The sequence below is a fragment of the Agromyces bauzanensis genome (assembly GCF_014645655.1).
Classification (GTDB): Bacteria; Actinomycetota; Actinomycetes; order Actinomycetales; family Microbacteriaceae; genus Agromyces; species Agromyces bauzanensis.
Map to the genome: position 1 here is coordinate 51,226 of NZ_BMMD01000009.1, position 16,988 is coordinate 68,213.

The 16,988-nt window shown below is 70.8% G+C and carries 23 protein-coding genes and 1 pseudogene; 12 read left to right on the forward strand and 12 right to left on the reverse strand.

Features of this window, described 5'->3' with window-relative positions:
* Positions 1 to 152: 152 nt before the first annotated feature.
* The 3 genes and pseudogenes from IEX31_RS19445 to IEX31_RS09335 form a co-directional block, all read right to left on the reverse strand.
* A pseudogene (locus tag IEX31_RS19445) lies at positions 153 to 455 on the reverse strand (hypothetical protein); the annotation flags it as partial.
* An 88-nt stretch (positions 456 to 543) separates the two neighbouring features.
* Positions 544 to 729 carry a hypothetical protein gene (locus IEX31_RS09330; protein WP_188743159.1) on the reverse strand — a complete coding sequence of 62 codons (186 nt, stop codon included), beginning with the start codon at positions 727 to 729 and terminating at the stop codon, positions 544 to 546.
* Entirely contained in the window at positions 726 to 1,277 is a 552-nt protein-coding gene (locus tag IEX31_RS09335; protein WP_188743160.1) for a hypothetical protein, read from the reverse strand. Before IEX31_RS09335 ends, IEX31_RS09330 begins: the two co-directional genes overlap by 4 nt.
* A 198-nt stretch (positions 1,278 to 1,475) precedes the next feature.
* Here IEX31_RS09335 and IEX31_RS09340 point away from each other — a divergent pair, with 198 nt between their 5' ends.
* Positions 1,476 to 1,637 (forward strand): hypothetical protein, encoded by a 162-nt coding sequence (locus tag IEX31_RS09340; RefSeq protein ID WP_188743161.1) that lies wholly within the window; start codon positions 1,476 to 1,478, stop codon positions 1,635 to 1,637.
* Positions 1,638 to 1,803: 166 nt separating this feature from the next.
* Complete coding sequence (locus tag IEX31_RS09345) at positions 1,804 to 1,941, forward strand: acetylxylan esterase (RefSeq protein WP_188743162.1); 138 nt, start codon at positions 1,804 to 1,806, stop codon at positions 1,939 to 1,941.
* 132 nt (positions 1,942 to 2,073) lie between these two features.
* Here IEX31_RS09345 and IEX31_RS09350 read toward each other — a convergent pair whose 3' ends face one another.
* From IEX31_RS09350 to IEX31_RS09360, 3 genes are all read right to left on the reverse strand, one after another.
* On the reverse strand, positions 2,074 to 2,550 hold the full coding sequence (locus IEX31_RS09350) for an SRPBCC family protein (protein ID WP_188743163.1): 477 nt from the start codon (positions 2,548 to 2,550) through the stop codon (positions 2,074 to 2,076).
* Complete coding sequence (locus tag IEX31_RS09355) at positions 2,547 to 2,891, reverse strand: ArsR/SmtB family transcription factor (RefSeq protein WP_188743164.1); 345 nt, start codon at positions 2,889 to 2,891, stop codon at positions 2,547 to 2,549. Before IEX31_RS09355 ends, IEX31_RS09350 begins: the two co-directional genes overlap by 4 nt.
* 183 nt (positions 2,892 to 3,074) lie before the next feature.
* Positions 3,075 to 4,454, reverse strand: a complete 1,380-nt coding sequence (locus tag IEX31_RS09360; RefSeq protein ID WP_188743165.1) for a pyridoxal phosphate-dependent decarboxylase family protein — start codon at positions 4,452 to 4,454, stop codon at positions 3,075 to 3,077.
* Positions 4,455 to 4,729: 275 nt separating this feature from the next.
* On the opposite strand from IEX31_RS09360, the gene IEX31_RS09365 reads away from it, so the two are divergent.
* Positions 4,730 to 5,590 (forward strand): DNA/RNA non-specific endonuclease, encoded by an 861-nt coding sequence (locus tag IEX31_RS09365; RefSeq protein ID WP_229662225.1) that lies wholly within the window; start codon positions 4,730 to 4,732, stop codon positions 5,588 to 5,590.
* Positions 5,591 to 5,613: 23 nt separating this feature from the next.
* On the opposite strand, the gene IEX31_RS09370 is transcribed toward IEX31_RS09365, so the two are convergent.
* The gene (locus IEX31_RS09370) at positions 5,614 to 6,837 is read right to left on the reverse strand and encodes an AI-2E family transporter (RefSeq protein ID WP_188743166.1); all 1,224 of its coding nucleotides are present in this window, start codon (positions 6,835 to 6,837) and stop codon (positions 5,614 to 5,616) included.
* A 121-nt stretch (positions 6,838 to 6,958) separates the two neighbouring features.
* Between IEX31_RS09370 and IEX31_RS19565 the strand changes: the two genes are divergently transcribed.
* From IEX31_RS19565 to IEX31_RS09380, 3 genes are read left to right on the forward strand one after another with little or no spacing between them, the layout of a single operon-like run.
* Positions 6,959 to 7,186: an FAD-dependent monooxygenase gene (locus IEX31_RS19565; protein WP_373285517.1), complete on the forward strand. Its 228-nt coding sequence runs from the start codon at positions 6,959 to 6,961 to the stop codon at positions 7,184 to 7,186.
* Positions 7,140 to 8,261 carry an FAD-dependent monooxygenase gene (locus tag IEX31_RS18845; RefSeq protein ID WP_229662226.1) on the forward strand — a complete coding sequence of 374 codons (1,122 nt, stop codon included), beginning with the start codon at positions 7,140 to 7,142 and terminating at the stop codon, positions 8,259 to 8,261. The genes IEX31_RS19565 and IEX31_RS18845 overlap by 47 nt, the downstream gene beginning before the upstream one ends.
* Entirely contained in the window at positions 8,258 to 9,016 is a 759-nt protein-coding gene (locus tag IEX31_RS09380; RefSeq protein ID WP_229662227.1) for an EamA family transporter, read from the forward strand. Before IEX31_RS18845 ends, IEX31_RS09380 begins: the two co-directional genes overlap by 4 nt.
* A 40-nt stretch (positions 9,017 to 9,056) precedes the next feature.
* On the opposite strand, the gene IEX31_RS09385 is transcribed toward IEX31_RS09380, so the two are convergent.
* A complete protein-coding gene (locus tag IEX31_RS09385; RefSeq protein ID WP_188743168.1) occupies positions 9,057 to 9,440 on the reverse strand; it encodes a YciI family protein in 384 nt (127 codons plus the stop codon).
* Between the two features lie 318 nt (positions 9,441 to 9,758).
* Here IEX31_RS09385 and IEX31_RS09390 point away from each other — a divergent pair, with 318 nt between their 5' ends.
* The 3 genes from IEX31_RS09390 to IEX31_RS09400 all read left to right on the forward strand — a co-directional run bounded on the left by IEX31_RS09390 (position 9,759) and on the right by IEX31_RS09400 (position 11,867).
* Positions 9,759 to 10,190: an MDR/zinc-dependent alcohol dehydrogenase-like family protein gene (locus IEX31_RS09390; RefSeq protein WP_188743169.1), complete on the forward strand. Its 432-nt coding sequence runs from the start codon at positions 9,759 to 9,761 to the stop codon at positions 10,188 to 10,190.
* A gap of 147 nt (positions 10,191 to 10,337) precedes the next feature.
* Positions 10,338 to 11,255 (forward strand): NAD(P)-dependent oxidoreductase, encoded by a 918-nt coding sequence (locus IEX31_RS09395; protein ID WP_188743170.1) that lies wholly within the window; start codon positions 10,338 to 10,340, stop codon positions 11,253 to 11,255.
* Between the two features lie 9 nt (positions 11,256 to 11,264).
* On the forward strand, positions 11,265 to 11,867 hold the full coding sequence (locus IEX31_RS09400) for a DM13 domain-containing protein (protein WP_188743171.1): 603 nt from the start codon (positions 11,265 to 11,267) through the stop codon (positions 11,865 to 11,867).
* 45 nt (positions 11,868 to 11,912) lie between these two features.
* Here the strand turns inward: IEX31_RS09400 and IEX31_RS09405 are convergent, their stop codons facing one another.
* Positions 11,913 to 12,497 (reverse strand): GIY-YIG nuclease family protein, encoded by a 585-nt coding sequence (locus IEX31_RS09405; protein ID WP_188743172.1) that lies wholly within the window; start codon positions 12,495 to 12,497, stop codon positions 11,913 to 11,915.
* Positions 12,498 to 12,616: 119 nt separating this feature from the next.
* On the opposite strand from IEX31_RS09405, the gene IEX31_RS09410 reads away from it, so the two are divergent.
* The 3 genes from IEX31_RS09410 (at position 12,617) to IEX31_RS09420 (ending at position 14,721) form a co-directional block, all read left to right on the forward strand.
* Positions 12,617 to 13,276 (forward strand): hypothetical protein, encoded by a 660-nt coding sequence (locus tag IEX31_RS09410; RefSeq protein ID WP_188743173.1) that lies wholly within the window; start codon positions 12,617 to 12,619, stop codon positions 13,274 to 13,276.
* Between the two features lie 119 nt (positions 13,277 to 13,395).
* Positions 13,396 to 13,728 (forward strand): ArsR/SmtB family transcription factor, encoded by a 333-nt coding sequence (locus IEX31_RS09415; RefSeq protein WP_188743174.1) that lies wholly within the window; start codon positions 13,396 to 13,398, stop codon positions 13,726 to 13,728.
* A 3-nt stretch (positions 13,729 to 13,731) separates the two neighbouring features.
* On the forward strand, positions 13,732 to 14,721 hold the full coding sequence (locus IEX31_RS09420) for an arsenate reductase/protein-tyrosine-phosphatase family protein (RefSeq protein WP_229662228.1): 990 nt from the start codon (positions 13,732 to 13,734) through the stop codon (positions 14,719 to 14,721).
* Between the two features lie 3 nt (positions 14,722 to 14,724).
* On the opposite strand, the gene IEX31_RS09425 is transcribed toward IEX31_RS09420, so the two are convergent.
* The 3 genes from IEX31_RS09425 to pstB all read right to left on the reverse strand — a co-directional run bounded on the left by IEX31_RS09425 (position 14,725) and on the right by pstB (position 16,911).
* A complete protein-coding gene (locus tag IEX31_RS09425; RefSeq protein ID WP_229662229.1) occupies positions 14,725 to 15,264 on the reverse strand; it encodes a cation efflux transmembrane domain-containing protein in 540 nt (179 codons plus the stop codon).
* Positions 15,265 to 15,358: 94 nt separating this feature from the next.
* On the reverse strand, positions 15,359 to 16,132 hold the full coding sequence (locus IEX31_RS09430) for a winged helix-turn-helix transcriptional regulator (RefSeq protein ID WP_188743175.1): 774 nt from the start codon (positions 16,130 to 16,132) through the stop codon (positions 15,359 to 15,361).
* Positions 16,129 to 16,911, reverse strand: a complete 783-nt coding sequence (gene pstB / locus IEX31_RS09435; protein ID WP_229662240.1) for a phosphate ABC transporter ATP-binding protein PstB — start codon at positions 16,909 to 16,911, stop codon at positions 16,129 to 16,131. The genes IEX31_RS09430 and pstB overlap by 4 nt, the downstream gene beginning before the upstream one ends.
* Between the last annotated feature and the right edge of the window lie 77 nt (positions 16,912 to 16,988).

Below are 16,988 nucleotides of genomic sequence, written 5' to 3' on the forward strand. Positions count from 1 at the left end.
GCCGGGGTGCCGGGGTGCCGGAGTGTCGGCACTTCGGAATGGAGGACTCTCGCCGGCGCTCCGCCGATCAGCGCGTCGAGGCGCGGGCGCAGGTGCCGCGTCGTGAGCACGGATGCCGCGTGCCGTGCCCCCGCCTGCAACGCCTCGGGCAGCGGCGACCCTGCGAGCGTCGCATCGAGAACGCCCGCCATGAACGCGTCATCCGCACCGTTGGTGTCGAGCACTTCGACGGGGCCGCGGCGACGGCGTGGCGGGTCATCCGCTCTTCGACCGCGATCGCGCCGTCGGCCCCCAGCGTGCAGACCAGGAGCGACGCGTCGCCCTCGATGCACCGCCCCCTGAACGGCAGCGGGTCGTCGCCGATGCGGTCGGTGTTCATGAAGATCGCGTCTGCCGCCTCGATGAAGGGACGGTGGAATTCCCACCGTCTCCCAATCGCCGAGTGCGAACTGCATGTGCGGCACGGGCTCCGGCAGCCGGTCGAGTTCGACGATGTGGTTCCAGGAGGCGGGTCAGGCGATGAAGATGTGATCGGTCACCCGATCATTCTGTCGCCTGCTGCACCTCGAACTCGACGGTGGGGCTGACTTGCTCGCCGAGACGCACGGCGATGCGGTGGGTCCCGCCGGTATTGGTGAGGCGCAACGTGACCTCGAGCAGCGTGCGGCGCCCCGCTCCGCGAGCGATCTCGACGTGCAGGTCGAGCTCGAGCCCCCTCGACTTGTTCACGTCACCGCCCCCACCGATGTCCGGGTGGTGTTCGCACCCTGCTTGCTCACCGTCGTGGTGCCTGAGGAATCCACGAGGAAGAGTTGGATCGTGGTGACGAACGGCGTGCCGCCGCCAGCGCCGCCCACGATCCTGAACCGATTGGGGATCGACCAGAACCATCCCCCGCCGAAGAACCTCGGGGGCGGGAAGAACCGTCGGAAGGGCGGCGCGAGTGGGAAGCCGCTGCCGCACTGGTCGTGGAGGAAGTGGTTGTCGGGGCGGAGCGTGACGAAGTTCGGGTTCGGGTGGTGTTCGAGGTCCATGGCCGTGCCGTTGCCGAAGCGGAAGTAGCCGTGCACGGCGCTGGGCGGGCCGGGAACCTCCAACCACTGCACCCGGGAGAAGCTGACCTCGTGGTGGCCGAAGTCGACATCGGTCAGCATGTCGGCGCCCGCCTGTCCGGCGGGAATGGGATTCACGACCGCCCGGGTCATCCGGATCGAATCGGGCGGCACCACCTGGAACGTGGTCACCGTGGCCGGGCCTCGGGCCGGGGTGGCGGTCACGGCGATCGATCCGGACTCGGGCGCGGTCCACCGCGGTCTCGTTCCAGTCCACGTCGTCGGTCGAGGCATCCGCTCGCTCGCGCATGAACAGCATGGGTTCCCTCCTCGTTAGAGCCGGATGCGCGCCACGATCGCGCCACGATACGCCGATGTCCAGGCGCCGGTAGGGTCGAGTCGTGCGTATCGGTGGGTGCCTGGGTGCTCACGGCCGCGGCCTACGTCATCCCGCTGGTCTGGATCGTGTCGCTGTTCGTCGCCGGTGGGCGCACGCCGTACGACCGGATCAGCGGCACGATGGTCGTGCGTCGCGCGACGCCGGCGCTCGGGGGTGGCAGGCATCCCGTCGACCGGCAACGGTGACCTCCGCTACGCTGAGCGACGCCGCACACCGCCGCAGCGCGTGTCCCGCCGCGCCCCGACCGGAAGGATGAGTCGTGCCCCGTTTCGATCTGCCCGTCGATGAGCTCCGCGTCTACGGCGGTCGACGCCGCGCACCTTCGACCGGGTTGACGCCGCGCACGTCACGGTGTGCGGCGGCAGCCAGGGCGGCGGCATCGCCATCGCCGCGGCGGGCCTCTCGGAGGGACTCTTGGCGGCGATGCCCGAGGTGCCGTTCCTGTGCCACGTCGAGCGTTCGGTCGGCCTCACCGACCGGTTGCCATAGCCAGTGCGCTGCCGCGCCGCCCTCGTGCTCGTTGAACGCGTATTCGACGATGTCGGCGGGCTCGCCGAGCGGCTCGGCTGAGACCCGCGCGGGCGCGTCGCCGCCCGGCCCAGGCGAGCGGATGCCGCGGCCTCAGGCCCCCGCGTAGCGCACGAGGTACACCTCGAGGCGGTCGAAGCCGCCGACCCAGGCCATCGTCTCGAAGAAGTCGCGCACCTCGGGCGTCGGGAATCCGGTCTGCTCGACGGTCACGAGCGTGCCGCCGTCGTTGGCCTCGAACGTCATGACGATGTGCGTCGTCATCGAGTTGCCATCGGGCTCGCTGCCCGTCGACTCGGTGACGAGCCGGTTCGGGCGATCGATCTCGAGGAACGTCTGCGTCTCGCGGAAGAGCGTGTCGCGGTCGGGGCCCCAGACGGCGGTCTGCGTGCCGCCGACCCGCAGGTCGACCTCGATCTCGACGACGCCGGGCTCCTCGTCGAGGATCGAGAACCAGATCTTCTGCTTCTCGGCGTCGGTGTAGGCGTCGAAGACCTCCTCGGGCGTGGCGGCCAGCTGTCGCTGCAGCCGCAGGCCGATGGTCTCTGTCGTCTCGCTGGTCTCGCTCATGATTCCGTTCCTTTCGTTCCGTTCCGGAGGGTGAAGTAGGTCTCGAGACCGTCGAGTCGACGCTCCCAGAGCCGTTGATAGAAGGTGATCCATGCCATCGCGTCGTCCAAACGCTCGGTGCCGAGCCGCACCTGTCGCACGCGGCCGACCTTCTCGGTCGTGACGAGGCCAGCGGCCTCGAGCACGTCGACGTGCTTCCGGATGCCGGTGAGGGTCATGCCCGCCGGATCCGCGAGCTCGGTGATCGTCGCCGGTCCGTCGCCGAGGCGGGTCAGGATGCCGCGGCGCGTCTCGTCGGACAGGGCGGCGAACGCCCGATCGAGTGCCTGTTGCTGAACCATCTGGTTCAGTGTATATCACTGAACCGAAATGTTCAATATCACGGTCGCTCCGTGTTCAGAATTCGGGAAGGACAGGCGCGTACCGAGCGGTCAGGCGGGGTTTCGGAGCACCGCAGTGCGGGAAGTCGGGTGCGAGGTCCTGAATTCTGAACAGGGGCGGGGAGCCCGCGGCATCAGCTCGGCTCACGCCATCGTGTCGAGGATGCCCACGAGCTGCTCGAACGTGGTCATCGGGTTGACGATCGCGAACCGCGTGTTGGGCCGGCCGGCGTGCGAGCTCGGCGTGACGAAGGCGCGCTGCTCGTCGAGGAGCCGCGCCGACCACGCGGCGTAGTCCTCACGCGACCAGCCCTCGCGCTCGAACACCACGACCGACAGCTGCGGGTCGCGCACGAGCCGCACGCCGTCGCGCGACGAGATCTCGCGGGCGATGTCCTGCGTCAGCTGGAGCGACCCCGTGATCGCGTCGCGGTACGCCGCACCGCCGTAGGTGGCGAGCGAGAACCACAGCGGCAGGCCGCGCGCGCGCCGGGTGAGGTGCGCGGCGTAATCCGACGGGCTCCACTCGCTCGTCTCGGTGAGCGTGTCGAGGTACTCGGCGTGCTGCGTGTGCGCGCGGCGCCCGGTCTCGGGGTCGCGGTAGATGAGCGCGCACGCGTCGAACGGCGCGAACAGCCACTTGTGCGGGTCGACGATGAGCGAGTCGGCGCGCTCGACTCCCGCGAAGCGGTCGCGCGCGAGCGGCGAGAGCATGGCCGCGAGGCCGTAGGCGCCGTCGACGTGCAGCCAGAAGCCGAACTCGTCGTTGAGGGCGGCGATGGACGCGACGTCGTCGACGATGCCGAAGTTCGTCGAGCCCGCGGTGGCGACCACGGCGAAGACGGATGCCCCGTGCTCTTCGAGCGCGGCCCGCACGGCGTCGCCCCGCAGAACGCCGTCGGGGCCCGGGTCCACCGGTACCACGTCGACGTCCATGACGCGCGCGGCGGACGCGATCGACGAGTGCGCCTCGGCGCTGCACACGACCTTCCAGCGGCCCGGGTGATCCGTGCCCGCCTCGCGCAGGGTGAGGCGCGCCTGCTCGCGGGCCGCGACGAGCGCCGAGAGGTTGCCGAGCGTGCCGCCCTGCACGAACACGCCGCCCGCCGTGGACGGGAGCCCGAACTCGTTCGCGAGCCAGGCCAGCACCTCGTTCTCGGCGTGCACCGCGCCAGCGCCCTCGAGCCACGACCCGCCGTAGAGCGCGCTCGCCGAGACTACGAGGTCGAACGCGATCGCGGCCTTCGTCGGTGCCGTCGGGATGAAGGAGAGGTACTGCGGGTGGTCGGTCGTGATGCACGCCGGGGCGAGCACGTGCTCGAAGAGCGCCAGGGCGCGCCGGGCGCCGATGCCGTTTTCGTCGATCGTGCGGCCGGCGAGCCGGTCGAGCTCGAACTCCGAGATCGGCTTGTCGAGCGGGGTGTCGCTCGCGAGGATGCGGCGGCGCGAGTAGTCGAGCACGAGGTCGACGATCTTCGCGGTCTCGGCGGTGACCGCGTGCATGCGGGTGGCCTGCGATTCCATGGGGTGATCCTCTCGTGGCGGCGTGGCGGCGTGGCGGCGTGGCGGCGTGGCGGCGTGGCGGCGTGGCGGCGGGTCGGCGGGGGCGGGGGCGGGGGCGTGGACGCCCGCGGGCCCAGAGAAGGGTCGCACGAGGGATGCCGCGGCTGCAAGATCGGCCAACGGATGCTGCCACAGGCGCACTGATCGTGCGCTCCCTGCTTGCCGCACGCAGGTTTCCGGCGCACGCCGCAGTTGCTGGTCGCGCCCGTGTCGGGGGTCCATGGTCGAGTGTGAGCATGGGCTTCGACGCGCAGTTCCTGGGGGTGGCCGCGGCGATGCCGCGGGTGGATGAAGCGGATGCCGCGACATCCGGCGAACTCGACTACCTGCACTTCACCGTGGTGCTCGACTGCGCTCGGCGACTCGCGCGGGTCACGGGCGTGAACGTCGATGGCGCTCAGCTCGTGGAGATCGAGCGCGGCGATCGCTGGCAGCTCGACGAGCGCATCCCGGCCGACTGGCAGGCGGGGCCTGAGATCTACGCCGCCAACGACCTCGACCGCGGCCATCTCGTGCGCCGCCGCGACCCGGTGTGGGGAAGCCCCGAGGTGGCGACGCGCGCGAACGCCGACACGTTCCGCTACCCGAACGCGGCGCCGCAGGCGTCGGACTTCAACCAGTCGAAGGAGCTGTGGCTCGGCCTCGAAGACCACGTGCTCGAGCACGCCCGTGCGCACCGGATGCGGCTCAGCGTGTTCACGGCCCCGGTGCTCGCGGCCGGGGATCCGCCGTACCGCGGCATCCGGGTGCCCCTGAGGTTCTGGAAGATCGCCGCATGGAGCACGGGCGCCGAGCGCACGGGCCCCGAGAACACGGGTGCCCAGAGCACGGGCGTCCAGAGCACGGGCGCCCAGCTCGCCTCCGTCGGATTCGTGGTCGACCAGGCCCCGCTCGTCGACACCGCCGAGGCGCGAGAGCCCGAGCCCGGCGAGGCGCCTCCGCTCGGCCCGTTCCGCACGTTCCAGGTGCCGATCGCCGACATCGCCGCGCTCACGGGGCTCGTGATGCCCGACCTCGTCGTCGCCGACCGGATGCCTTCCGCGATCGCGGAGGTCGGCTGGCGGCGCATCGAGCAGCCCGGCGACATCCTGCTCTGAGCTCCGCCTCGAGCGCCCGTCGGTCAGCCCTCGTCGGCCGGCGGCTGCCCAGCCGGCGGTTGCCCAGCCGGCAGCTGCCCGGCCTTCCGCGCCCTGCGGGCGGCCTTCAGCTCCGCGTCCGACTCGGCCATGATCACCTTCGTCTCGCCGAGGTCGCCGAGGACGGGCCGCATCCAGAGCATCGATGGATGGGAGTCGACCAGCAGCATTCGCACGAGCAGGGTGAGCGGGATCGCCAGGATCGCGCCGATCGGGCCGATGACGATCGCCCAGAACAGCACCGAGAAGAAGGTGATGCTCTGGCTCAGCGCGACGGCGTTGCCGACGACCCGCGGCTGCACGACGGACTGCACGCCCGCGTTCACGATGCCGTAGACGACGATGATGGCGATGACCGTGGGCCAACCGCCCTCGAGCGCGCCGAACACGATCGGCGGGATGATCGCGATGAAGTAGCCGACATTGGGGATGAAGCTGCAGAGGAACGACAGCAGCCCCCAGATGAACGCGCCGGGTACGCCGAGTAGCACGAGCGCGAACCAGTTGATGAGTCCCTGGGCGATCCCGAGCAGGGTCGTCACCACCATGTAGCGGCGCACGTTCGCCGCGAGGTCCGAGAGCGCCCTGACTGCGAGTGGGCGGTACGGCTGCATCTGCCGCAGCAGGGTCGGCAGGAACGCCGCATCCATTGCCATCAGCAGCAGCATCGTGAAGATGATCACGAGCACCGAGATCAGGCCGGTGAGGCTTCCGAAGAGCTCGCCCACGAACCCGACGATGGCGAGCGGGTCGAACTCGGCCGCGGCATCCGCGACCGGTTGAGCGCTGATCCCGATCGTCTCGAGCCACACGGCGAACGCCTCGGCCGCCGACTGGAGTTGCGGTGCGTACTGAGGCAGCAGGTCGGCGAACTGGCCGAACGCCACGAGGGCGGCGTACCCGAACGCGAGGAGCAGCAGGAACACCGTCGTGATGACCGAACCGGTGGCGAGGCCACGGGGGATGCCGCGTTGCTCGAGCGCGACCCGGAGCGGATGCACGCAGATCGTGAGCACGAGGGCAAAGAACACCGGCGCGAAGATCGAACCGATGGCGGCGATCCCGAACGCCGCGAGCACCGCGCCGCCGAGCCCCGCGAGGAGGAACGCGTTGCGGTGCTCGCGGCCCTCGGACTCGAGGGGAATCGTCTCGTCGGCCGCCCTCGCCGCAGACGCCTCGTTCGCCGATCGTCTCCTGGTCCACCACATGAGGACTCCGATCCGCGAGAGCCGCCCCGACCCGCGCTCGTGCCTACCATAGCGAGTGGATGCCGCGTGGTGCGGGAGTTGGGGTATCGCCGATGCGGCGGGTGAGGAGCTCCGGACCGACGTGCTCGTGGTGGGTGCCGGCCCGGGCGGGCTCATGCTCGCGGTCTGCCTGGCGAGGCTCGGCGTCGACGTGACGGTCGCCGACGGCAAGGACGGGCCCACGCGCGAGTCGTGCGCACTCGGCGTGCAGGCGCCGCAACGAGCGCCTCCTCGTCGATGCGCTCGCCGAGTCCGGGCGCGAGGTGCGGTGGCGGCACCGGCTCGAACGGCTCGAGGTCGTGGGCGGTGACCGTGCGGACGCGGCATCCGTCATCGCGACGCTCGATGGACTCGACGGCGCGACCGTCGTGCGCGCCCGGTACACGTTCTACATCGTGGATGCCGCCGACGTGACGGGCCTGGTCGACGGATCGATCAACATGCGGTTCACCGAACACCACTTCCTGCTCGTCTTCCCGATGGGCGGCGGGCGGATGCGCCTGCTCGGCGTCGTTCGCGACGTCGACCTCGACGACGACGGGCGGCTTCCCGAGCAGAACGTGCGGTCGCTGGTGCGCCGTGAGTTCGGCGTCGAGTACTCGGAGGCGTCGTGGTTCACCACCTACCGGGTGTCCCACCGGCTGGCCGCGAGGTTCCGCGACGGACCGTGCTTAATCGTGGGCGACGCGGCGCACATCCATTCGCCGGTGGGAGCGCAGGGCATGAACACGGGACTGCAGGAGGCCCACAACCTCGCGTGCGCCATCGCCGACGTGGCCGTCGGTGGCATGCCCGACCGCCGGCTCGACCGGTACGAGGCCGAACGGCGCCCGGTCGGCAGGACGCTGGTCGCCACGACCGATCGGCCCTTCGGCCAGGTGACGTCGGAGTCCCGGTTCGCCCGGGCCGCGGGCCGCCGCGACCGGGTCGTGGGTCGCCGCCTGCAGTGGTCGGGCTCGAACTTCGGTGCGCTGCGCTCGATGACGTGGCAGGTGCACGGCTACGGCTCGTACGAGCCCGAGCCGAGGTGCGGGCGATCGCCCGACTCGCTCGGCCTGGAGGCGCACGCGTTCCCGGCGCGGATGTTTCCGTTCGCGCGCAATGCTCCCGGTGTGCGGGGCACATCGCGCGCGAACGGAAACATTCGCCGGGCAGGGACCGAACGGATGCCACGGATGCCGCGCGCGTCACCCGTGGCGCGTATCGTCGTGTGGTGCCGTCGAACGACCTTCAGGACCAGGATGCCACGCTCCGCCGTCGGAGGTTCACGGGCGCCGCGACGCAGATCGGCACCGAGGTGTCGATCGGCTTCGGATCGTCGCTGGCCGGTCTTGTCATTCCGATCGTCGGATCGTTCGTCGTCGTCACCGCGCGGCAGCTCGTGACCGTGCTCGCGATCCTGCCGTTCTACCGGCCCAAGCGGGCCGAGCTCACCTGGCGGCGCCTCTGGCCGGCGCTCGCGCTGGGCGTCGTGCTCGCGGTCATGAACCTCGCGTTCTACGAGTCGGTGCACCTGTTGGGGCTCGGCATCGCGGCGACCATCGAGTTCCTCGGGCCCATCGTCCTGGCGCTCGCGACATCGAGGCGCCTCCTCGATGTCGTGTGCGTGCTCGCCGCGGGCGGTGGCGTGATGCTCCTCATCGGCCCCGGGTCCTCGGATGCCTCGGCGATCGATCCGTGGGGCCTCGCACTCGCGCTGACGGCCGCGGCGAGCTGGGCGGCCTATATCGTGCTCACGCGTCGCGTCGCCGTGGGGCTGCCGGGCCTCGAGGGACTCACCGTGGCGAGCATCGTGAGCCTCGCGCTGCTGCTGCCGTTCGCGGTCGTGACCTTCGACCCGGCCGCCGTCGACTGGCGGGTCGCGGGCCTGCTTCTCGGCGTCGGGGTGCTCGCGTCGGCGTTGCCGTACAGCCTCGACACGTTCATCCTCCGCCGTATCACGCCGCGGCTGTTCGCCATCATCACGAGCTTCGGCCCGGTGATCGCGGCGCTGTTCGGATGGCTCGTGCTGGCGGAGACGTTCACGATCGTGGAGATCGCGGCCATCCTCATCGTCTGCGGAGCGGCATTCACCGCCATCGCCACTCAGCGCGAGCGTCCGAGCAGCGACCTCGAGCGGACGGCGGCGGGCCTGGCATAGTGCACGCGACATCCGCTCCTGTGTGCGGTGAGGCGGGGCGTCAGTCGTCGGGCATCGCGCGGCGGTCGCCGACCTGGCGCTCGCTGCGCGGGAATGCCAGCGATCCGGCCCCGACCCACCACTCCATCACGTCGTAGGCGAGGCGCCCCGCGATGACAGGCGGGTCTGCGTCCGAGAGGCGGGCCGCCTCAGCGGGATCGCAGGCGAAGATCGACATCCCGCGATACGACGGATCGCTCTGCTCGTCGAAGGGGCCGTTCGCGACCACGGCGCCCCGCCGCACCAGCTCGGCGCGGTAGGCGAGGTGACGTGCCTGGAGCGCGTCGAGCTCCTCGTCCGAGAACTCGGGCGCATCGGCCGGCCGCCGCAGGACCACGACCGTGTACACGTCGAACGCGTCGGGGATGTCCGGATTGCGCGGCATTCCTCGATGGTAAGCGATGTGCACAAACGCTCACCGGCGAGCTGCTGCAGCTCGCGATCATCCTGGTGGGCGTCACGACCTTCCTGACGGGCTGCCTGCCGACGCTCGACGAGACGCAAGGTCGTCACCACCCGCTGGCCCGAGCCGAGCGAGAGCCAGATCGACCTCGGGTTCCCGACGCACTGAGACCGCTGTCATGTCGAGGGTCATCACCGGGGCGGTGCTCGAGGAACTCCGGCGCGACACTCCGACCTCTCGGTCGTCGAGGAGGTCGGCGCCGCGGCTTCCGCTGCGGGCTTCGCCGTCGGCGACCGCGTGGTGACGGCGTTCCTCCCCGCTGCCGGGAGTGCGACGGATGCCGCGCCGACGGCGTCGAGCCCCTGCACCACCACCTGGGCGTCTCGGGGTTCGCGACGCACGCCGTGGTCGATCACCGCTCGGCCGTGGCGGTGGGCGCGGATGTGGCTCCGGATGTCGCGGCCGTGCTCGGGGCATCCACCGCTCCCGCCGCCAGACGCCCGCTCGCAGGTCTCGCCGCTCACGATCACCGCCGAGGTGCGCACGATCGTGGGCAGCTACCTCGTCTCGGCGGTGCCGTCGCGCGAAATCCCGCGGTACGCGGGACTCTGGCGGCAGGGACGGCTGCCCGCCGAGGCGCTCCTCGCGTCGCACATCGCGCTCGACGAGGTGAACGCGGCCATGGACACCCTCGCCGACGGTGCGGCGATCCGGCAGGTCATCCGGTTCTGACGCGAGCCGACGCTGTCCGCGGCCGCCGTCATCCTTCTGTCATCTGGTTCCGTTGCCCGCTCGTGGTGCCGTCCGTAGGGTGGGAGGCGCGGGCACCGGTCGGTCCCGCAGGGCACGCGCTTCGCGTCGACGACGTCGGGAGGGGCCATGGCGACGATCGCCTGGATCGGGTTGGGCAACATGGGCGGTCCGATGGCGGGCCATCTCGTGTCGGCGGGCCACACCGTCAGGGGCGTCGATCCCGTCGCCGAGGCGCGCACCGCGGCGGCGGAGCGCGGCGTGCAGCTCACCGACTCGATCGCCGAGGCGGTGCAGGGCGTCGATGCGGTCCTCACCTCGCTGCCGCGCAACGAGCACGTGCGGTCGGTGTACGGCGGCGACGACGGCATCTGGGCGAACGCGCCGGCCTCTGCCCTGCTGCTCGACACGTCGACGGTGGATGTCGCGACCTCGCGCTGGTGCCATGACGGCTCGGCAGAGCGCGGATTCCGCTTCGTCGACTCACCGATCTCGGGCGGCATCGCGGGAGCACACGCCGGGAGCCTGACCTTCATGCTCGGCGGCGACGAGGCCTCGGTGGCCGAGGCGGCCACGCTCGTCGAGCCGATGGCCGGGCACGTCTTCCAGGTCGGCGGTCCGACCATGGGCATCGCGGCGAAGCTCGCGAACAACCTCATGCTCTTCGTGTCGCTCCTCGGCGTCGCCGAGGGCACGCAGCTCGGGGCAGAGCTCGGGCTCGACCCCGAGACGTTCTTCAAGGTCGCCTCGGTCTCGTCGGGCGACTCGTGGCCTCTGCGCACGTGGTACCCGGTTCCGGGCGTGGTGCCCACGAGCCCGGCGAACCGCAACTTCGACGCGACGTTCACGACGCAGCTCGCCGACAAGGACCTGCGCTTCGCGCTCGCGGCAGCCGAACACGGCAGGCTCAACACGCCCGCAGCACGGCTCGCGCTGCGGCAGTTCGACCAGCTCATCGAGGAGGGCTACGGCGAGAAGGACTGCAGCCTGGTCGTGAAGTTCGTCCCGCGCGACGGTCACGTCGCCGGCTTCGATCCGGGCATCTGAGGAGCGACGATGACGGATGCGCCTGCGCCTGCGCGTCGCCGCCGTCTCTGGTGGTGGATCGGCGGCGGCGCGCTCGTCGCGCTCGCCATCGCCGCCGCCCTCGTGTTCCAGCCGTGGCTGCTGTTCGTGGACGTCCGCGTCGACGACGATATCCAGATCGCGTCGGCGGCGCCCACGTCGGAGCCGAGTGCGAACGCGTCCGCGCCGCCCAGCGCGAGCGGCACGCCCGCGCCTTCGACGCCGTCCGCGCCCGCCGCTCCGGTGGAGCTCTCGCGTGGCACGCTCATCAGCCACGAGCACGAGACGACGGGCACGGTGCGCGTGATCCAGCTGCCCGACGGCTCGCGCCAGCTCGCGCTCGAGAACCTCGACACGACCAACGGCCCCGACGTGCACGTGTGGCTGAGCGCCGGCGCGGTGGTCGAGGGGTTCGACGGCTGGTTCACCGCGGGCGGGCACCCCTACGTCGACCTCGGCATGATCAAGGGCAACCAGGGCAACCAGGTGTACGACATCCCGGCCGACGTCGACCTGTCGGCGTACCCCACGGTCGACCTGTGGTGCGTGCAGTTCGCGGTGTCGTTCGGCGCCGCGGCGCTGGCCGCGAGCTGACCGGGCTCACTCGCCGGCGCGCGTCGGCAAAGAACCGGCGGCGCGCTACGCCCCGTCCCGCGCGAGCGCACGGCTCACCCAACGGCCGTACTGCGACCACGGGTCGTCGACGCCCTCGCGCAGCTCGCCGACGTGCGCGAGCAGCGCGTCGTGCACGGCGAACCACTCGGTGCCCGGGAACCGGTGCTCGGCGAACTGCGCGTGCCGACGCTGCTCGAGCGTGCGGCCCCCGCGCTCGAACGCGAGCAGCTCGTCGTGGGGGAGGGTCGCGAGCCGCATCCGCGGGTTCGTCGACGTGCCGATCTTCACTTGGTCGCGATACCGGATGTAGTAGACCACCTCGACCACGGGCCGCAGGAGCTCGTCGTCGGGCCGGTTGCCGACCCGCCACTCGCACTCGGCGCAGACCCATCCCGACGCGTACCGCACGCCGACCGGCGAGCCGCACGCCGCGCACGGTGTCGGCAGCAGGTCGGTGACTCCCGCCTCACGTGCGACCCAGTCGTGGGCGACGAGCAGGTGCTCGGTGCAGAGGTTCACGGGCGCGCCGGATTCGACCGGCCGCGCGCAGGCGCGACCGTCGGCCTGGACGATGCCGCAGCGGCGTCCGTCGACCTCGGCCTCACCCATGGGGGCAGGCTACGCGCGTCCGCTGACAGCGCCTCCCGGTCGCGGCCTCGCGATAGGCTCGATCTCCGACCGCACGGCGGCGGCGGACACGGTCGTTCGAGGCGAGAGGCAAGCAGCGGATGCCCATCTGGCAGTGGCGGCGGAAGCGCAGGGGCGCTGAGTTCACGCCGTTCGACCGCGCGAAGCTGCCGGAACCCGAGCCCCTCACCTTCGAGGAGTCCTTCGCCGAGGGGCTGCTCGTCGCGGAGTCCGCGGCCCGCATGGCGTTGAAGAACCGCATCATCGTGATGGCGCTGCGTGGCGACGAGCCGTTCGACGCCGACCGCACGGCCGCGGCGGCCCGCGAGGTGCTGTACGAGCTCGTGCAGGAGATGGATGAGGTCGCCGAGTGGTCGGCGCACGAGCGCGAGGAGGCCGCGCGGCGCGAGGGGCGTGCGCGACACCAGCACGACTATCACCGCACCGACTCGAGGAATCTGCGGCTTCGCGAACGCGTGAACGAGGCCGTCGCCGCGCGCCTGTCGGAGCTCCGGGGCGACCCTGCGTACCTGGCCGGGTTGGCCGAACGGGCGCGGGAGGATGCCTGGGGCGAGATCGCCGGGGTGATCGAGCAGCGGCTCGCGCGCGAGTGGCCCGAGATCGAGGTCGACGAGGCCTACCTGCGCGAGCGCGAGGAGCGCATGCGCGACGTGTTGCTCGACCTCGAGCGCGACCTGCGCGAGGTGGTGCGCCGGCGCGAGGAGCGCGACGAGCTCGACGACTCGTTCGGGGTGTGGTGAGTCGGCTTCGGCCTTGGTTTGACCGGCGGATGCGACAGCGATAGCATTTCCCATTGATTACCATCTATGGTTCGGAGCGGGATGACAACCGTTCGCACGCCTCGGCTAGACTCCGACGCATGGCGGCAGCAGCGAGCGATGTGCACGGAGTCTCCCGAGAACCCGTCGGACACCGGCTCGACCGAGCGGCGGCCGAGTCGCTCGCCCGCACGCTGCGCGCGGTCGCGGATCCCACCCGGCTGCAGCTGCTCAGCATCATCCGCAGCTCGCCCGATGGTGAGGCCACGAGCGGCGAGCTCTCGGAGCGCCTCGGACTTCGCCAGCCGACGATCAGCCACCACCTCCGGCTCATGTCCGACGACGGCCTCGTGGTGCGGGAGCAGCGCGGCAAGTTCGCGTGGTACTCGGTCGCGCCAGAACGCATCGCGGAAATCGACGACCTCCTGGGCTGAGCGGTGACCGCGCCATCCGGCCGGCCGGCCCCGCTCGACGCTGCGGGCGCAGTCGAACGCGCCGCCCAGGTGACAGCGCTCGCCGACCCCGACCGGCTGCGCATCATGAGCGTGCTCGCCAACCGGCCCGACGCTGAGAACACCGTGCCGTCGATCGCCGCGCTCGTCGAGCTGGACGCGCCCGTGGTGGCGGCGCACCTCGAGGCGCTGGCCGGGGCGGGCCTCGTAGTCACGCGGCCGGGCGGCACCGACGTGCGGTTCGGCCCCTCGCCCGATGCCTGGGTACGGTTCGGTCGGCTGCTCGCGGGGAAGACCGCCTACGTCGAGCCGTTGATGTCCTCTCCGGCGTCGGCGACCTCCATCGCCGACGTGCCACCGCCGATCCGGCGCACGGCCGACCGGCTGGCGTACCGCTTCAGCGCCCACTTCGCCCGCGAGACCGTCGAGCGGTACGTCTCCGAGAGCTATGAACTGCTGCGATCCCGTGCCAAGACCACGCGACACCTGCCATCGCTCACGAGCCGGTTCGCGAGCGAGCGTCTCGCCGCGCTCGCCGCCGCCCGGGGCTTCGACCTCACCGGCACGCCCGAGGTGCTGTTCGTGTGCGTGCAGAACTCCGGACGCTCGCAGCTCGCCGCGGGCCTGCTGCGACGACGGGCGGGCGATCGCGTGCACGTGCGCACCGCGGGCTCCCAGCCCGCCGCCGCCGTCGACGACCTCGTGGTGCGCGTGCTCGACGAGATCGACGTGCCGATCGTGAGCGAATTCCCGAAGCCGCTCACCGACGAGGTCGTGCAGGCCGCCGACGTCGTGGTCACCATGGGGTGCGGCGACGCGTGTCCCGTGTACCCGGGTCGTCGCTACCTGGACTGGAAGATCGGCGACCCGGCCGGCCGCTCGATCGACGAGGTGCGGGCCATCCGCGACCAGATCGCGCGCCATGTCGACGAGCTCGTCGACGAGCTCGGGCTCGCGGCATCCGCTCGCCCGTAACCGTCAGTGCTCATCGAGCGACTCACGCTCGCCGAGCGCCTCCAGCACCTCGAGCGGCGACTCGACGTCGCCACGCCACGCCTCGACGCCCTCGCGGATCGCGAGCCCCGCGACGACCAGGGCGGCCACCGAATCAGCCCACATCCAGCCGAACAGCGAGTTGAGCAGCAGCCCGACGAGCACCGTGCCCGAGAGGCACATGCAGAGCAACAGCTGCTTCGCATCGGCGACGACGCTGCGCGAGCCGAGTTCGCGGCCCGTGCGGAACTCGAGCCACGCGAGCGCCGGCATGACGAGCAAGCTGACGGTCGCGATGCCGATGCCCAGTGGGCTGTGTTCGACCTCCTGCACGCCCGCGAGCGTGAGCAGCGCGTCGACGATCACGTAGGCGGCGAGGGCGAAGAACGCGATGCCGATCGCGCGCACGGTCGGCTTCTCCCAGCGCTCGGGATCCCGATGCGTGAACTGCCAGGCGACGGCGACCGCCGAGAGCACCTCGATCACCGAGTCCAGGCCGAAGCCGATGAGCGCGTCGCGCTGCACTCGTCTGCGATGGCGGCGGTCGTCATTCCCGATGCTAGCCGGTCAACCTGATCGCGCGGATGCCGCGGCCACGGGCCCGGCGCGGGGCATCCGCTCAGTCGGTGCTGATGCGGTAGCCGACGCTGCGAACCGTCTCGATGACCTTGCCCGAGCCCGGTGCAGCCCGCTCGAGCTTCTTGCGCACCCGCGTCACGAGCACGCGCGTCGCCGAGACGCTGCCGTCGTCATAGGTGGCGAGCGCCCGCGAGAGCTCCTCGACCGAGACCACGCGCGGGCTCTCGAGCATCAGGTGCTGCACCATCAGGAACTCGCGCGGCGTGAGCTCGACGACGTGCCCCGCGACCGCGGCGCGGAACGACTGCGGATCGAGCCGGAGCTCGCCGATCTCCAGCGCTCGGCCTGCCGCGACGGCCCGGATGCCGCATAACCTCACCGCCGACAGCAATTGCTCGGATGTGCTCGGCAGCGCGAGGATCGACCGGGCCCCGCGCTGCAGGGCCTGGTAGGCGAGCTCGTGCGCGGCATCGTGATTGCCGAGGCCGACGATGACCGCGACTTCCGTCATGGCCGTCACGCCCTCGACGAAACTGAGGAAGTCCACGTGCGTTAGGTCGGTGGGCGCCACGAGCGCAACCGGGTCCTCCTCGGCCAGCGCGAGGAGGGCGCCGATGCCGTCATCGTACCCGCGCACCTCCAGACCGTGCGGAGCGAGGCCGTCGCCCGGATGTCCGGGGGCGGACGGCGACTCGATGAACAGCAGTCGCGCCGGCCACCTCGGTGCCGAACCGGCCACGCGGGTCGCGCCGAGATGCGCGTAGGCGAGCTCCCCCGGCGTCGAACCGAGGAGGCCCGGGTGCCCGGTGGTCATCCGAAGCGGCCCGAGATGTAGTCTTCGGTGCGCTTGTCCTGCGGGTCCTCGAAGATCTGGGCCGTCGTGCCGTACTCGACGAGCAGTCCGGTTCGATCGCCGTTGCCCTCGGATGGCTGGGCCGTGAAGAACGCCGTGCGGTCGGCGACACGGGCGGCCTGCTGCATATTGTGCGTGACGATCACGATCGTGTAGTGCTCGCGCAGCTCCTGCATGAGGTCTTCGATGCGCATGGTCGCGATGGGGTCGAGCGAGGCGCATGGCTCGTCCATGAGGATCACGTCGGGCCGCACTGAGATGGCACGGGCGATGCACAGGCGCTGCTGCTGGCCACCTGAGAGCCCGAGCGCCGACTGCTTCAACTTGTCCTTCACCTCGTCCCAGAGTGCGGCGCGCGTGAGCGAGTCCTCGACGAGGTCGTCCATCGATTGGACCTTCATGCCGGTGACGCGAGGCCCGTAGGCGATGTTGTCGTAGATCGACTTGGGGAACGGGTTCGGCTTCTGGAAGACCATGCCGATTCGTCGTCGCACCTCGATGGGGTCGACGTCCTTGCCGTAGATGTTCTCGCCGTGGAAGCGAATCTCGCCCTCGACGCGAGCGCCCTCGATGAGGTCGTTCATGCGGTTCAGCGATCGGAGGATCGTCGACTTGCCGCAACCCGACGGTCCGATCAGAGCCGTGATCTCATTCAGGCCGAAGTCGAGGTTCACTTCGCTGACCGCCCGGAAGTCGCCATAGTAGACGTCGACGTTCTCGACCTCCATGATGGGTCGCATGACCTCGGGCGCGACCTGGTGTTGACCTGTCGCGCGCAGGTGCATCGGCGCCGCATCTGCGGAACTGGACATGGGGA

Bases quoted from the DNA above. Each gene is read 5' to 3' on its own strand.
- pstB (WP_229662240.1), bottom strand. From the start codon at position 16,911: ATGCGACCCATCATGGAGGTCGAGAACGTCGACGTCTACTATGGCGAC.
- IEX31_RS09400 (WP_188743171.1), top strand. From the start codon at position 11,265: ATGACGGATGCGCCTGCGCCTGCGCGTCGCCGCCGTCTCTGGTGGTGG.
- IEX31_RS09350 (WP_188743163.1), bottom strand. From the start codon at position 2,550: ATGAGCGAGACCAGCGAGACGACAGAGACCATCGGCCTGCGGCTGCAG.
- IEX31_RS09430 (WP_188743175.1), bottom strand. From the start codon at position 16,132: ATGACCACCGGGCACCCGGGCCTCCTCGGTTCGACGCCGGGGGAGCTC.
- IEX31_RS09365 (WP_229662225.1), top strand. From the start codon at position 4,730: ATGGGCTTCGACGCGCAGTTCCTGGGGGTGGCCGCGGCGATGCCGCGG.
- IEX31_RS09385 (WP_188743168.1), bottom strand. From the start codon at position 9,440: ATGCCGCGCAATCCGGACATCCCCGACGCGTTCGACGTGTACACGGTC.
- IEX31_RS09405 (WP_188743172.1), bottom strand. From the start codon at position 12,497: ATGGGTGAGGCCGAGGTCGACGGACGCCGCTGCGGCATCGTCCAGGCC.
- IEX31_RS09410 (WP_188743173.1), top strand. From the start codon at position 12,617: ATGCCCATCTGGCAGTGGCGGCGGAAGCGCAGGGGCGCTGAGTTCACG.
- IEX31_RS09395 (WP_188743170.1), top strand. From the start codon at position 10,338: ATGGCGACGATCGCCTGGATCGGGTTGGGCAACATGGGCGGTCCGATG.
- IEX31_RS09360 (WP_188743165.1), bottom strand. From the start codon at position 4,454: ATGGAATCGCAGGCCACCCGCATGCACGCGGTCACCGCCGAGACCGCG.
- IEX31_RS09415 (WP_188743174.1), top strand. From the start codon at position 13,396: ATGGCGGCAGCAGCGAGCGATGTGCACGGAGTCTCCCGAGAACCCGTC.
- IEX31_RS09370 (WP_188743166.1), bottom strand. From the start codon at position 6,837: ATGTGGTGGACCAGGAGACGATCGGCGAACGAGGCGTCTGCGGCGAGG.
- IEX31_RS09355 (WP_188743164.1), bottom strand. From the start codon at position 2,891: ATGGTTCAGCAACAGGCACTCGATCGGGCGTTCGCCGCCCTGTCCGAC.